Origin of the sequence: Candidatus Nitrotoga sp. AM1P (assembly GCF_013168275.1) — a bacterium.
Classification (GTDB): Bacteria; Pseudomonadota; Gammaproteobacteria; order Burkholderiales; family Gallionellaceae; genus Nitrotoga.
The window spans coordinates 2204470-2219494 of record NZ_AP019547.1 but is presented as its reverse complement, the minus strand read 5'-3'; the positions used below and the strand labels follow the sequence as shown (position 1 = coordinate 2219494).

Below are 15025 nucleotides of genomic sequence, written 5' to 3'. Positions count from 1 at the left end.
AAATGTTACTTAAATTCGCGCAATGGTTATCGCAATATGTCAGTGTATTCAGCGTATTCAATTACATCACACTGCGCGCTGTGCTGGCTGCAATAACTGCGTTGTCTATTTCCTTCCTGGTCGGGCCGATGATGATACGCAAGCTAACCGCCTATAAGATAGGCCAAGCAGTGCGTGATGACGGTCCACAGACGCATCTGATAAAAGCTGGCACGCCAACCATGGGTGGCGCATTAATTCTCACCTCGATAGCCATCACCACGTTATTGTGGGCCGATCTGAGCAATAGGTATGTATGGGTGGTGTTGCTCACCACATTGGGTTTCGGCGCGATCGGCTGGGTCGATGACTATCGCAAAGTCGTTCATCGCAACCCCAAGGGGCTATCTGCCAAAGCCAAGATGTTGTGGCAATCCATCATTGCAGTGATCGTGGCGGGGTACCTGTGGCAACACGCCAGCCTGCCTGCGCATACTGAGCTGATCGTGCCCTTCTTCAAGCATCTGGTATTTCCGCTCGCGGCATTCACATTCATTCTGCTGGCCTGCCTGGTTATCGTTGGTACCAGTAACGCAGTCAATTTGACCGATGGTCTGGACGGCTTGGCGATCATGCCCACGGTAATGATCAGCAGTGCGCTGGCGATCTTCGCTTATGTTGCGGGCCATGCAGTATTCGCCAAATATCTTGGCATGCCGCATGTCCCAGGTGCGAGCGAATTGGCGGTGTTCTGCGGCGCAATTGCGGGGGCGGGGTTAGCTTTCTTGTGGTTTAACGCTTATCCGGCAGAAGTATTCATGGGCGACGTAGGTGCACTGGCTTTAGGCGCTGCGCTCGGCACAGTGGCGGTGATCGTACGCCAGGAAATCGTGCTGCTTATCATGGGCGGAGTGTTCGTACTGGAAACACTGTCGGTGGTCATCCAGGTAGCTTCTTTCAAACTTACAGGCAAGCGTATTTTTCGCATGGCACCGCTCCATCATCATTATGAATTGAAGGGCTGGAAAGAGAATCAAGTGGTTGTTCGATTTTGGATTATTTCGATGATGTTGGTATTAATCGGATTGACGACGCTGAAATTACGATGATGCCATTAACAAATAAATCAGTACTGGTGCTTGGTCTCGGCGAAACCGGGTTATCGCTTGTGCGCTGGCTTAGTGCACAAGGCGCGCGGGTACGCGCTGCCGACAGTCGTGATCTCCCCCCATCTCTGAATGCATTGCGCACACAATTCCCTGAGACAGAGCTGCACTGCGGTGTATTTCGCAGCGAATTACTTAATGGCATCGACTTGATCGCCATCAGTCCAGGTATACCCTTGAGCAATCAATTGGTCGTGCAGGCGGTGGCACGTGGTATTCCAGTAATGGGCGATATTGAATTATTTGCCCAATCATTGCCACAAGATCGATGCCCGAAAATCATTGCCATCACCGGTGCCAATGGTAAATCCACGGTAACCAGCATGGTCGGTGCAATGTGCCGTGCAGCAGGTTTGGACACAGAAGTGGCTGGCAATATTTCGCCCGCAGTGCTGGATGTGCTATTACAACGCCAAGGGCAGCAACCGGATGTTTGGGTACTTGAACTTTCCAGCTTTCAATTAGAAACCACCTCCTCTCTCAGTGCGGATGCAGCCACGGTACTCAACATCAGCGAAGACCATCTCGATCGTTATTCCGACATAAACGAATATATAGCCGCCAAGGCACGCATCTTCCGTAACAATGGACAAAAAAGCGTGCAAGTGCTCAATCGCGATGATGAAAACAGTGCTGGCATGGCGTTATCAGAACGCATACAAAATTCATTTGGTTTGAATACCCCGCCTCCCACCGATAATGACTGGGGCATAGATAGCAGCAGCGAGGGTGTATGGTTAATGCATGGCCAACGGCGTGTAATGAATGCCAACGAATTGCGAGTGGCGGGGCTACATAATGTGGCGAATGCACTGGCTGCTCTGGCCTTATGCCATGGCATAGATTTACCGCTGACACCGTCACTGAATGCGTTACGCGCTTTCGAGGGCTTGCCTCATCGCGTGCAACCTATCGCAGAAATCAACGACATCGTTTATTACGACGATTCCAAAGGAACGAATGTCGGCGCTACCATAGCAGCGCTACAGGGTTTAAGACGGCCTGCCGTGTTAATTGCCGGCGGAGAGGGCAAAGGACAGGATTTTGTGCCGCTCTATCCGGTAGTGATGCAGTATGCGCGTGCAGTAGTGCTCATCGGTCGCGATGCCGACAAGATTGCAGCGGTGCTACAGAATTGTGGTGTGCCTGTGGTTCATGCACAGACCATGGTCGATGCAGTACGTCAGAGTGCCTCTCTGGCACAGCCGGGCGACGCAGTCCTGTTATCGCCAGCCTGCGCCAGCTTTGATATGTTCCGTAATTACAACCATCGTGCTGAAGCATTTATCGCCGCAGTGCATGCTTTGCAAGGGGATGTGCCATGCTCGCCGCAAGCCTGACCAGCCGCCACCATGCATTAGTGGAATACGACAAGATACTGTCGTGGATAACCATCGCGTTGCTGTCGTTTGGATTAGTAATGGTGTATTCAGCCTCCATCGCCACTGCCGAAGCAAGCAAGTTCACTGGCTTTCAGCCTGCATATTATTTGGTGCGACATGGCCTGTATATTTTCGTAGGTATCGTAGCCGGAGTAATGGCGTTCCAGGTATCGCTAGAGAACTGGCAGAGGCTGGCGCCCTATCTGTTTCTGCTTGGCGTGGCACTACTCATTCTAGTGCTTCTCCCCGGCATCGGGCGCGAAGTGAATGGCAGCCGCCGCTGGCTTTCGCTGTTCGTCATTAATCTCCAACCATCTGAACTCATAAAATTATTTGCCGTGCTATATGCAGCCGATTACACCGTGCGCAAAGGTTTGGTCAAAAATCACTGGGGTCAAGCATTTCTGCCGATGTTCGCGGTGATGGCGCTGGTCGGAGGCTTATTATTACTCGAACCGGATATGGGTTCTTTCGTGGTGATTTGTATTATCGCGATCTCTATCCTGTTTCTTGGCGGTTTTAATATCAAAGTATTCGCCGGATTGATGATTGCCCTACCTATCGCATTTGCAGTCCTTATTTTTTCATCACCTTATCGCATGCAGCGCGTAGTCGGTTTTATGGATCCATGGTCTGACCCCTACGGCAAAGGTTACCAGTTAAGCCATGCGCTGATCGCATTTGGTCGCGGCGAGTGGTTCGGCGTAGGGCTGGGCGGCAGTTTGCAAAAATTATTCTACTTACCAGAGGCACATACCGATTTTCTGCTCGCAGTCATTGCTGAAGAACTGGGCTTCGTTGGTGTATGCATAGTTATCCTGTTATTTGCCGGACTGATCATTCGCGCCTTCGCCATTGGCCGTCAAGCCGCCAATCTCGATCGCCAGTTTGCCGCACTGGTGGCACAGGGTATTGCCGTTTGGCTGGGCGTACAAGCAATGATCAATATTGGCGTAAACACAGGAGTATTGCCCACCAAAGGGTTAACTCTACCCTTTCTTAGTTTTGGGGGTAGCAGCGTAGTAGTGAGTTGCCTTGCAGCAGCGCTACTACTCCGCATCGATTGGGAAAACAGACGAATGTTGAGAGGTCTGCCAATATGACTCGTAAGATCTTGATCATGGCCGGTGGAACGGGTGGTCATATCTTCCCAGCATTGGCTGTGGCTGACTACCTGCGCTCGAAAGGCTGGTGCATTATTTGGCTGGGCGCGCCCAGAAGCATGGAAGCACAGCTGGTACCTCAACATGGTTATGAAATGGCCAATGTGCGTTTCTCCGGTCTACGCGGAAAGGGACTGTTGCGCAAATTAATGCTGCCACTCAATCTGCTGCTGGCATTGGGGCAGAGCGGTGCTGCATTGTTTCGTCATCGTCCCGACGTAGTACTGGGCATGGGGGGTTACATCACCTTTCCCGGCGGAGTCATGGCTGCATTGATGCGCCGTCCATTGTTAATTCACGAACAAAACTCTATTGCCGGACTGAGCAATAAAGTGCTGGCGCGATTAGCCGCACGGGTGCTGAGTGGTTTTCCGCACGTACTGCCAGCGGCTGAATGGTGTGGCAATCCAGTACGCGACAGTATCACCAAACTACCCGAGCCACACATACGCTACGCCGCACGCAGCGGCGTGCTTAACCTATTAGTGCTGGGTGGCAGTTTAGGTGCGAAGGCAATTAATGAATGTGTGCCGCAGGCATTAGCATTATTGCCACAGGCTACACGCCACAATGTGTTACACCAAACTGGCAAACAACATTTGGAGACAGTGCGCACCGCCTATCAGCTGGCGGCAGTAAACGCCGAGTCTCAACCATTTCTAGATGATATGGCGCAGCACTATGCCTGGGCGGACGTCGTAATTTGTCGTGCTGGAGCCTTGACTATCGCCGAACTGGCCGCAGCTGGCGTAGCCAGCATACTGGTGCCATTTCCATTCGCGGTGGATGATCACCAGACCGGTAATGCACGCTTTCTCAGCGAACGCGGCGCGGCCACGCTGCTACCGCAGACCGAATTGAAACCGCAGCCCTTAGCAAATTTATTACAGGGAATAACCAGAGAACGCGCGCTGAACATGGCACAAAGCGCACGCAAACTAGCCAAACCGGAAGCAACACAGTGTGTTGCACAGGCATGTATGGAGTTGGCAGGATGAAACATAAAGTTAAACGCATCCACTTCGTTGGTATAGGTGGCTCCGGCATGAGCGGAATAGCCGAAGTATTACTTAATTTAGGTTATCAAGTGAGTGGTTCTGATCTGGCTGACAATGCAATTACACAACGTCTGAAACAACTCGGCGCGACGGTGTATTTAGGACATGCCAGTAATCATTCAGCAAATGCCAATGCAGTGGTGGTGTCTTCCGCAGTGACCCCAGACAACCCGGAAATAGTGGCTGCGCGCGCGCACAATATTCCAGTGGTGCCACGCGCAATGATGCTGGCAGAACTGATGCGTTTACGCCAGGGAATCGCCGTGGCCGGTACACATGGCAAGACCACCACTACCAGCCTGACCGCGAGCGTGTTAGCCAAAGGTGGTTTTGACCCCACCTTTGTCATCGGCGGGAAGCTTAACAGTAGCGGCACCAACGCCAAATTAGGAACTGGCGAGTTTATCGTCGTGGAAGCCGATGAATCGGATGCTTCGTTTTTGTACCTGCAACCCATATTGGCTGTCATTACCAACATTGATGCCGATCACATGGAAACATACGAGCATGATTTCTCGAAGCTGAAGCAGGCATTCGTGGATTTCGTCGAACATTTGCCATTCTATGGCATGGTCATGGTGTGCGTGGATGATGCCAACATACGCGACATTCTGCCCAGTATTAGCAAGCCCGTTACCACTTACGGTTTCGCCGAAGACGCGCAAATCCGCGCAGTGAATGTGCGCCACCAAGATGGCAAGATGCGATTTACCGCGCTTTGCCGACAAAACGGGCAGCCACGCGATCTGGATATCATACTCAATCTGCCCGGGCAGCATAACGTACAGAATGCACTGGCAGCAATCGCCGTGGGGCTGGAAGTCGGCGTAGCAGATGATGCCATCGTTAGCGCGTTAAGTGAATTCGAGGGCGTGGGTCGGCGTTTTCAGCGCTATGGCGAAATTCCACTGGGTAATGGCACCTTTACTCTGATCGATGATTATGGTCATCATCCCATCGAAATACTGGCAACAGTCAATGCTGTGCGTGGGGCATTTCCGGGGCGACGTTTATTGCTGGCGTTTCAGCCCCATCGCTACACGCGTACGCGTAATTTATTTGAAGATTTCGTCAAGGTGCTAAGCGGAGTGGATGTGCTGCTGCTAGCCGAAATATATGCCGCAGGTGAGGCACCCATCGTAGCAGCAGACGGGCGAGCACTCGCACGCGCGTTACGTGTGGCCGGGCAAAACAAGGTGCTGTTCGTGGAACAAATTCAAGATATGCCGCAGGCCATTCTGAATATGGCACAAGCCGGGGATGTGATTGTCACTATGGGAGCAGGTTCGATCGGTGGGGTAGCGAACACGCTAAAAAATATAGCTACAAATATTGGCACATCTCTTAAATGAACATGATCGAGCCCGCACAATTTATTACAGAAACGTTGCGCGGAACGCTACGCAACAACGTTGCTATGAGTCGCCATACCAGTTGGCGTGCTGGTGGCCATGCTGAAAGAGTCTACCAACCCGCTGATCTGGCCGACTTGATTGTTTTCCTGCGTGCCTTGCCCGCAGATGAGCGGATAGTCGCGGTGGGATTGGGCAGCAACTTGTTGGTGCGTGATGGAGGTCTACGCGGCACGGTGCTGCTATTACACGCGGCGCTCACCGAAATGCGTATAGAAACGGATGAATCGATCTATGTACAGGCTGGTGTATCCGGTGCCAAGCTGGCCCGCTTCGCAGCGAAGCATAACCTGAAGGGTGCGGAATTCTTCGCCGGAATACCTGGCACACTGGGCGGAATGTTGGCAATGAACGCTGGTTGCTACGGTAGCGAAACTTGGAATGTGGTGGTAAATGCGCAAACGATAATGCGTAGCGGGAAACTATTGGAACGTGAGCCGGACGATTATGAAATTGGCTATCGGCATGTTGTATTACGAAAGAAAGGCAAATATCTTGAGCACGACAACACCCCCATCTCTAATTTCTTACCTGTTCACCAAGAGGAGTTTTTCGTCGGTGCGAGACTGCGCTTGCTAACGGGTGACGGCGAAATGGCCCGCCGCGAGATTAAGTCGCTGCTATCCAAGCGTATTGCCTCCCAGCCCTTAAACCTGCCGAATGCTGGCTCGGTGTTCCGCAATCCGCCAAGTGATTATGCGGCACGTCTGATCGAGCAGTGCGGGTTGAAAGGCTTGCAGATCGGCGGTGCGCGCGTATCAGAAAAGCACGGCAACTTTATCGTGAATGTGGGCAAAGCCACGGCGGAAGACATTGAAAATTTGATTAACAAAGTGCAGGCGAGTGTGCAACAAAAGACCGGCGTTCGTTTGCATCTGGAAGTGCGAATCATCGGCGAGTACGCAAATATTCATGAATAACCAATATCTTTTCCCCCCCTCTCTGTCCCCTGCACAACATGGAAAAGTTGCGGTCTTATGTGGCGGGCGCTCTGCCGAGCGCGAAATTTCGCTCAGGAGTGGTGCAGCAGTACTGACTGCGCTACTAAAAAGTGGGGTTGATGCCCAGCCATTTGATCCTGCTGAACAGGATTTACATAAGCTGCTGGAGGGTGGTTTTCAACGCGCCTTCATTGCGCTGCACGGACGCTTTGGCGAGGACGGCACGATGCAAGGTGCACTTGAATTGATGAACATACCCTATACCGGTAGCGGGGTGTTGGCTTCAGCGCTAGCCATGGATAAGTGGCGCAGCAAATTGGTGTGGCAGGCTGCAGGACTGCCTATTCCGGCTTATGAGATGCTCGATGCAGCTAGCGATTTGGCTGCAATAGTGAAACGGCTGGGGTTGCCGCTATTCATCAAGCCAGCCAATGAAGGTTCCAGTGTGGGCATCAGTAAAGTGAAAAAAGCTAATGAACTGCAAGCTGCCTATACAGAAGCGGCAAAACACGACAAATTGGTAATTGCGGAAGCATTTATTAGCGGGGGCGAATACACAGTCGCCATCCTTGGTGAACAGGCACTGCCAGTAATTAAGATAGAACCAGCCAATGAATTTTACGACTATGAGGCAAAGTATTTACGCAACGATACACGCTATCTATGCCCCTCTGGTTTGTCGCAAGAAAAAGAAGCTGAGATGCAGCGCCTGGCACTACAAGGCTTTGCACTGATCGGAGGCGCTGGCTGGGGACGGGTGGATTTTTTAATGGATGAGGCTAAGCAACCTTATTTGCTGGAGATCAATACCGTGCCCGGCATGACCGACCATAGCTTGGTACCGATGGCAGCACGTCAGGCCGGAATGAGTTTCGAGCAACTGGTGCTAACCATACTGGAGTTGACCCATGTGGGATAAGCCGGAGTCGCTACGCATGATATCCAGCGCACTTTTCGGCATTTGCTTCGTATTGGTTTTATATGGCGCCTTGCATTATGCGTTGCACTTGCCAGTGTTTGCGCTACGCGTCGTATCTATTAGTACGGCGCCGCAACAAGTGGTTCCTGCTCACATTGAGGCTATGGTGCGTAATGAATTGCACGGTAATTTTTTTACTGTAGATCTGGAGCGAACGCGGCGGGCTTTTGAGAGCATCCCCTGGGTACGTAAAGTAAGTATGCGGCGCCATTTCCCATGGCGGTTGGAAATTAACTTGGAAGAGCATATAGCGCTGGCACATTGGAACGAGGCAGGGTTGGTGAGTACCCACGGCGAAGTGTTCTCGGCTGAGACAGACAAGCTATTGCCGAAATTCATCGGACAACCCGATAGCTCAGCCGAAATGACCCAGATGTATACCGCATTTACTGAACAGCTTGCTCCGCTTAAGCAGGAAATTACAGAAATCAGCTTGTCTCCGCGCCGTTCATGGCGGTTGCGCCTGAACAACGGCATGCTGCTGGAATTGGGACGCGAGCAGTCAAAGCAGCGCTTGGCGCGCTTTGTAGCGGTATATCCGTACAGCGTGATGCCCATGCAACAAAATTATGAGTTTTTTCATGCGGGAAAAGCGCCGCATAAAAATGGACTACAACGCAGGGCAGAGTATGTGGATTTACGTTATCGCAATGGCTTCGCCGCTTACCTGTCGAATACAGCAAACGGTCTGGGCATAGCCGGGAAAAAAAGTGCTGTAGGGCGAAGCTGATAATGGAACACGTATTTTAGTAAATGTATCGCCCATACAACGCAAAAAAAGTTTAGGCAGTGGAGAAATGTAATGAGTAATAGCAGGGAAAACAAGAATTTGATCATAGGGCTGGATATCGGCACTTCCAAGATTGTCACTATCGTCGCCGAGGTCAAATCGGAAGGAACCATGGAAGTCATTGGCGTAGGAATGCATGAATCCTCCGGCATGAAGAAGGGAATGGTAGTCAATATTGATGCAACAGTAGCAGCAATCCAGCGAGCACTGGGTGATGCCGAGTTAATGGCTGATTGCAAGATTCGTGAGGTTTACACGGGCATCGCGGGCAGCCATATTAAAAGTTCCAATGCCAATGGCATGGTCAAGATTAAAGATCGGGAAGTTGCGCAGGCTGACATCGACCGAGCGGTTGAAACTGCCAGCTCGCTTAGCTTGCCTGGCGACCAGCAGATATTGCACATCTTGGAACAGGAATTCAGCATCGATGGGCAAGGGAATATCAAGAAACCGCTGGGTATGAGCGGTATGCGCCTTGAGGTTGAGGTGCATATCGTTACGGGTGCGGTCGCAGCAGCACAGAACATCATGAAGTGCGTGCACCGCTGCGGACTGGAGGTACGAGAAATGATCCTGCAACCTTTGGCATCCAGCAAGGCGGTACTGTCGGACGATGAGCGAGATTTAGGCGTGTGCTTAGTGGATATCGGCGGCGGTACGACCGATGTGGCGATTTTTACGGGTGGCGCAATTCGTCATACCGCCGTCATTCCAATTGCAGGTGACCAGATTACGAATGATGTCGCAATGGCTTTGCGCACCCCGACTACCGATGCGGAAGACATCAAGATCAAATATGGCTGCGCTCTGCGCCAGCTCGCTGACGATGGTCCGATCGGAGTCCCCGGAGTCGGTGAGCGAGGTATACGTATGTTGTCGCGGCAAACCTTAGCAGAGGTCATTGAGCCACGCGTGGAGGAGCTGTATATGCTGGTGCAGGCTGAGTTACGTCGCAGCGGATTCGAAAATTTGCTGTCCTCGGGCATCGTCATCACTGGAGGTAGCAGCGCTATGCAGGGCATGGTGGAACTGGGTGAGGAAATATTCCATATGCCGGTGCGTTTAGGACTGCCGCGCTATATAGGAGGACTGTCTGATGTGGTGAAAACACCCCGTTTTTCCACCGGTGTTGGCTTGCTGCTCTATGGATTGGAGCAGCACCAGCACAATCAGGCTGCGCGTCAGCGCTCAAATTCTTTTAGCGAAATGTTGAGCAACATGAAAGCATGGTTCAAAGGAAATTTTTAGAGAAAAAGTTTCTAACTCAGCATAACCAATTGAATTATTAATAATTTTAATTTATATCGTAACCAACAAGGAGAAAATAATGTTTGAAATCGAGAATGTACAACTTCAGGACGCGGTAATTAAGGTCATAGGCGTGGGCGGATGCGGCGGCAATGCAGTGGATCATATGATTGAGAAAGGCGTACAAGGTGTAGAGTTCATCGTCATTAATACCGATGCCCAAGCACTTAATCGCAACAAAGCACGCTCTCAATTACAAATAGGTGCCACTATTACCAAGGGCTTGGGTGCAGGGGCCATTCCAGATGTTGGACGAGCCGCTGCCGAGGAAGATCGCGAGCGCATTGCCGATTTGATCCGAGGTGCCAATATGATATTCATCACTGCAGGAATGGGTGGCGGCACGGGCACCGGTGCGGCACCCGTAGTAGCCCAGATAGCCAAAGAAATGGATATCCTCACCGTGGCCGTGGTGACCAAACCCTTTCTTCACGAAGGCAAGCGTATGCGTTTGGCACAAGCTGGCATCGAAGCACTGTGCGAGTCTGTAGACTCACTCATCATCGTGCCTAATGAAAAATTGATGACCGTGCTAGGCGAAGACACCAGTTTACTGGATGCATTCAGCGCCTCCAATAGTGTGTTGCAGGGCGCAGTGGCAGGCATTGCCGAGGTAATTAATGTACCCGGCCTGATGAATGTGGACTTTGCCGATGTGCGTACCCTTATGTCTGAAAACGGCATGGCGATGATGGGGTCGGCTACTGCTTCTGGATCTGATCGCGCTAAAGTTGCGGCCGAACGCGCCATGTCCAGTCCTTTGCTGGAGGATGTGAAGTTAGCAGGCGCGCGCGGTGTGCTGATAAATATCAGCTCCAGTAGCAAACTCACCCTGAGAGAATTCAGAGAAATTACCAACAGCGTGCAATTTGCCATTGAAGAAGCCACCGTAATAGTTGGCTCTGTGTTCGATGAGAGCATGGGTGACGAACTGCGAGTGACCATTGTGGCAACTGGCTTGGGCTCACCGCTGGAACGCAAGCAGACTAAACCGGAACTTGTTTACGGGCTACGCACAGGCACGCATAACGAACCAGTCTTCGCAGGCAATTATAAAGAGCTTGAAATGCCTGCAGTAATACGTAATGGCCGTCACCGCGAGGCAGTCGAAGCGATGAAACAGTCTGGTGTTGACACACTGGATATTCCATCCTTTCTGCGCAAGCAAGCAGATTAATACCCTTCTAGAAGGCGCGAACATCCCATCTTTATTTGGGCGTTGCGATCAGTAGACACAAAGGTAGAATAATGGGCAGGAGACTTGCTTCAAAGAATGGGAAATCACTTTATAGTAATTTCCCGGCGTTTAATTCATCTGCGTATCGAATTGACACGCTGCAATATACGTGCGATTTGTTTAGAAGCTTTTGTATAACACCGGTATAAACCGGTGCCAGAATGAACTATGTTAAAATTTAAAATTATTTATAAGCCTTTAAAAGCAACATGGTTAACCAACGCACATTAAAAAATTCAGTGCAAGCTACTGGGGTGGGGCTGCATACTGGTGAACGAGTTCATCTTACCTTGTCTCCTGCACCTGCAAACAGCGGCATCGTATTCCGCCGGGTAGATGTTGTGCCGATGGTGGTGATACGCGCTGAAGCGCATGTGGTGCAGGATACCCGCTTGTCCACCTGCCTGGAAGTAAACGGCACGCGTATAGCCACTATAGAACACTTGATGTCCGCTTTTGCCGGGCTTGGCGTAGACAATGCTTTTGTTGACTTGACAAGCGCAGAAGTACCCATTATGGATGGGAGCGCTGGGACATTTATTTTCCTTTTGCAATCTGCCGGCATCATCGAACAATCCGCGGCAAAAAAATTCATCCGCATAAAAAAAATCATAGAGATCAAGGATGGAGATAAATGGGTGCGCTTCGAGCCATTCAACGGCTACAAACTTAACTTTACCATTAATTTTTCCCATCCTGTATTTGCCTCTACCAAACAACATGTAACGATAGATCTAGGAGAACATTCTTACATCAAAGAAGTAAGCCGCGCCCGCACCTTCGGCTTCATGCATGACGTTGAGAATATGCGCGCTCAGGGATTAGCGCTGGGTGGCAACTTGGACAACGCCATCGTGATGGATGAGTATCGCGTCATCAACCCCGATGGGTTGCGCTTTGAGGATGAGTTCGTCAAGCACAAAATTCTGGATGCTATTGGCGACCTATATTTGCTCGGGCACCCACTGATCGGCACTTTCTCTGGTTATAAATCCGGCCATGCTCTGAACAATGCCTTGCTACGCACCTTGCTTGCTGATGAACAAGCGTGGGAATTCGTGACTTTCAACAAGACGGAGGAAGCACCGGCATTCCTGCGTTTACAATTGCAGACTGCCTGATTCTTCATCAGGCTAGATGTATTTCAGCAGATACCCCCCCCCTTAACCCATATCACCGACGGGTGGAGTAAGGATTAGGGAAAGTTAAATTCACCGAATCAACTGTAAGGACAAACACTTTGCTCATTTTGCGTCTGCTACTCGTCCTGGCCGCTCTTTTCATTGTCTTTTCCGGTGGAGCGTACATGATTACCCGCAATCGCCGCTATCTAAATCTAGCCTGGCAGATAGTGCGCTTCGTGATTTTCATGCTGTTGATATTTATTGTGCTGTTTTTGTTGGAACGTTATGTTTTGATAGGTTGGCGCATTTTTGTTTAAGATTAACTCCCTCCTGAATAACCAGAGAAATTTCGTATTTATTTGTTTTAGTAGCGAATAAATCAATAACTGAATCGGCACTTTGACCTGTACGAACTGGCAAGCCGAATATTAGGATAGAACGGAAAAACAGTTCGTTAACCTGTTCCCTAGACAAGGTCAACTAACCTTCCCGATCTAATTAGATGGAGATTGCACAAGCTGAAATACATCTAGCCTAGCGGATGAACAAATGGTGTACAGAAGCAAGCGCTAAGCGAAAGCGAGTTAGCATTACTCCGAGGTAATGCTATAAGCGCGTATCGAAACAGAGTATTTGCTGCTGAGAAAAGCTAAATGGCATATCTAAAGCAAAATAGACCGCGCTCAACTTGGAAGATCAGAAGTTACACAACTCAATGTATTGAACTTCCAGAATCTTTATCGAGATGTTGCACAAACTTTGCAGCAGTCTTAAGCACATCGTCGAGAGGAAGGATAAATGTTAGTTCAACCTCACCCATAAACACTCGTAAAGCACATTCAGTAGCAGTTCGGCCAATAGCTAATTCAATATGCTGTGCGGGGAGTGCATTTTTTGGACCAGACCAAGTTTGTACTTTTAAATCCGGTTCTTTTGCCCATTTTGAAGCAAGCCCAAGAACTGGGTATATAAGGGCATTCAACCCTTCTGGGTTGATAATAAATTCCGTTTCAGCACCGTTACTATCTGTTAGTGCAAGGCAAATTACATTGCTTGCATCGGTAGGGTATGTGCGAACTGAAGCTATGGGTCTTAATGGTTGTTTTTCGTTTGACATTTTTTTCTACGGTAGGAGTAATAATTTATATCTTTAACATTTAATTGCATAACACCCCGTTAGGAATGCAACCACGACGAAGTATCACCAAGAGAGAAATATATTGACCAGAATTAAACTAGTAATATAATTTATATAGGGATTATATTGTGTCTGAGTCAGGCATGCAATGCCGGTTGTGAAAAATACTTGCGCGACGGATGTCTTTTAGATACACTTACCTATTAGGTAATAATGGTTATTTAAAATAACGATACAAGGAGTAATATCATGGAAATATTGGTTCCCATAATAATTTTCGGCACAGGCGTTATTGTCGCCACGACCTTGGCTGGCTTAGGTATTCAACGAATGTTAGAAGGTCAAAAAGGTAATAAATAAATATTACTCAGCTTCTATTGCACATACAAATTCTCAAAACGATAAAAATCGTTAGCCTGTTATTCGCTTAAGCACGGCCATAAATGGTCGTGCTTTCGTTATTGAAGCATCACACCGACACTCCCCATGCGTTTAAACAACACTGAATTCTCCCATTTAATTAAGTTTTTGTTGATTTCCACAATTTCTTTTTTTTTCGGTGCAATGCATGGCATGTTGCAAGTAATTCCATCAATACGAGCCTGGCTGGATTCTATCGGCAGTCCTTATGGTGGCCCTGGACACATGATAGATCCCTTGGCACATGCACATATAAACTTAATCGGAGGGCTAGTAATATTGGCAATGGGAACAATGTATTATTTGTTACCCATTATTAGCGGAAAGGCTATTTACTCTATACGTTTAATCAACCATTCATGTTGGTGGACAACGATTGGAGTATTTTATTTTTATACTACGCAGGTGGTATTTGGTATCCTGGAAGGAAATTTATTACTCGCCAATAACCTACAAGCGATGGCACAAGTACACCGCTTTTATGGACCCATCGTGGCCAGCTCAGGAATGATCATGGCAACAGGTTTTTGCATCTATCTTGCTAACGTCTTATTCACACTTAAAAATAACGAACCGAGTCCTTAAGACTGTTTGCTAAGGCGATAAATTCAACGGGAAGCGCAGAACGCCTTCTGCGCCATTGTGTTTTATTTGCACCTGTAACACAGACCTAGTGCCTAGAGCAACTTTCGCCGCCCTACGATAAACACCTACCTCCCCATCTTGTATTGCCTGTATCCATTGATCTTGGTCGTCAGTTCGCACCGAAACCATAATGTCATGAACCGGTCCACGTTTACCAGTCACTATCACCAAAAATTCATTTACTCCAGGACGCGGTGGGCTAGGCCTGGATTCGACTCGCACCTCCGCACCCTGCCACTTTTGCGGTTGCGTATCCACAACTCGATCTCCACTACATGCTACT

15 protein-coding genes are annotated in these 15025 nt (G+C 49.4%); 13 read left to right on the top strand and 2 right to left on the bottom strand.

The features are described from left to right. Positions 1–2 precede the first annotated feature (2 nt). From mraY to W01_RS14415, 12 genes are all read left to right on the top strand, one after another. The gene (mraY, locus tag W01_RS10015; protein WP_173054326.1) at positions 3–1088 is read left to right on the top strand and encodes a phospho-N-acetylmuramoyl-pentapeptide-transferase; all 1086 of its coding nucleotides are present in this window, start codon (positions 3–5) and stop codon (positions 1086–1088) included. Then, complete coding sequence (gene murD, locus W01_RS10010) at positions 1088–2485, top strand: UDP-N-acetylmuramoyl-L-alanine--D-glutamate ligase (protein ID WP_173055900.1); 1398 nt, start codon at positions 1088–1090, stop codon at positions 2483–2485. Before mraY ends, murD begins: the two co-directional genes overlap by 1 nt. Further along, positions 2467–3630, top strand: coding sequence for a putative lipid II flippase FtsW (gene ftsW, locus W01_RS10005; RefSeq protein WP_173054324.1), 1164 nt, complete (start codon positions 2467–2469; stop codon positions 3628–3630). Before murD ends, ftsW begins: the two co-directional genes overlap by 19 nt. After that, a complete protein-coding gene (gene murG, locus W01_RS10000; RefSeq protein ID WP_173054322.1) occupies positions 3627–4688 on the top strand; it encodes an undecaprenyldiphospho-muramoylpentapeptide beta-N-acetylglucosaminyltransferase in 1062 nt (353 codons plus the stop codon). Before ftsW ends, murG begins: the two co-directional genes overlap by 4 nt. Beyond that, complete coding sequence (gene murC, locus W01_RS09995) at positions 4685–6100, top strand: UDP-N-acetylmuramate--L-alanine ligase (protein WP_173054320.1); 1416 nt, start codon at positions 4685–4687, stop codon at positions 6098–6100. The genes murG and murC overlap by 4 nt, the downstream gene beginning before the upstream one ends. Next, positions 6097–7080: a UDP-N-acetylmuramate dehydrogenase gene (gene murB, locus W01_RS09990; RefSeq protein ID WP_173054318.1), complete on the top strand. Its 984-nt coding sequence runs from the start codon at positions 6097–6099 to the stop codon at positions 7078–7080. The genes murC and murB overlap by 4 nt, the downstream gene beginning before the upstream one ends. After that, positions 7073–8020, top strand: a complete 948-nt coding sequence (locus W01_RS09985; protein ID WP_173054316.1) for a D-alanine--D-alanine ligase — start codon at positions 7073–7075, stop codon at positions 8018–8020. The genes murB and W01_RS09985 overlap by 8 nt, the downstream gene beginning before the upstream one ends. After that, complete coding sequence (locus W01_RS09980; RefSeq protein WP_173054314.1) at positions 8010–8810, top strand: cell division protein FtsQ/DivIB; 801 nt, start codon at positions 8010–8012, stop codon at positions 8808–8810. Before W01_RS09985 ends, W01_RS09980 begins: the two co-directional genes overlap by 11 nt. 72 nt (positions 8811–8882) lie before the next feature. Then, positions 8883–10118, top strand: coding sequence for a cell division protein FtsA (gene ftsA, locus W01_RS09975; RefSeq protein WP_173054312.1), 1236 nt, complete (start codon positions 8883–8885; stop codon positions 10116–10118). A 79-nt stretch (positions 10119–10197) separates the two neighbouring features. Further along, positions 10198–11355, top strand: a complete 1158-nt coding sequence (gene ftsZ, locus W01_RS09970) for a cell division protein FtsZ (protein WP_173054310.1) — start codon at positions 10198–10200, stop codon at positions 11353–11355. Positions 11356–11624: 269 nt separating this feature from the next. Then, positions 11625–12536 carry a UDP-3-O-acyl-N-acetylglucosamine deacetylase gene (gene lpxC / locus W01_RS09965; protein WP_173054308.1) on the top strand — a complete coding sequence of 304 codons (912 nt, stop codon included), beginning with the start codon at positions 11625–11627 and terminating at the stop codon, positions 12534–12536. A 185-nt stretch (positions 12537–12721) separates the two neighbouring features. Beyond that, entirely contained in the window at positions 12722–12856 is a 135-nt protein-coding gene (locus W01_RS14415; protein ID WP_256380099.1) for a hypothetical protein, read from the top strand. A gap of 395 nt (positions 12857–13251) precedes the next feature. Here the strand turns inward: W01_RS14415 and W01_RS09960 are convergent, their stop codons facing one another. Next, the gene (locus W01_RS09960; protein ID WP_173054306.1) at positions 13252–13656 is read right to left on the bottom strand and encodes a hypothetical protein; all 405 of its coding nucleotides are present in this window, start codon (positions 13654–13656) and stop codon (positions 13252–13254) included. A 507-nt stretch (positions 13657–14163) separates the two neighbouring features. On the opposite strand from W01_RS09960, the gene W01_RS09955 reads away from it, so the two are divergent. Then, a complete protein-coding gene (locus tag W01_RS09955; protein ID WP_173054304.1) occupies positions 14164–14682 on the top strand; it encodes a cytochrome oxidase in 519 nt (172 codons plus the stop codon). A gap of 9 nt (positions 14683–14691) precedes the next feature. On the opposite strand, the gene W01_RS09950 is transcribed toward W01_RS09955, so the two are convergent. Next, the gene (locus W01_RS09950; protein ID WP_173054302.1) at positions 14692–15000 is read right to left on the bottom strand and encodes a hypothetical protein; all 309 of its coding nucleotides are present in this window, start codon (positions 14998–15000) and stop codon (positions 14692–14694) included. Positions 15001–15025: the final 25 nt, after the last annotated feature.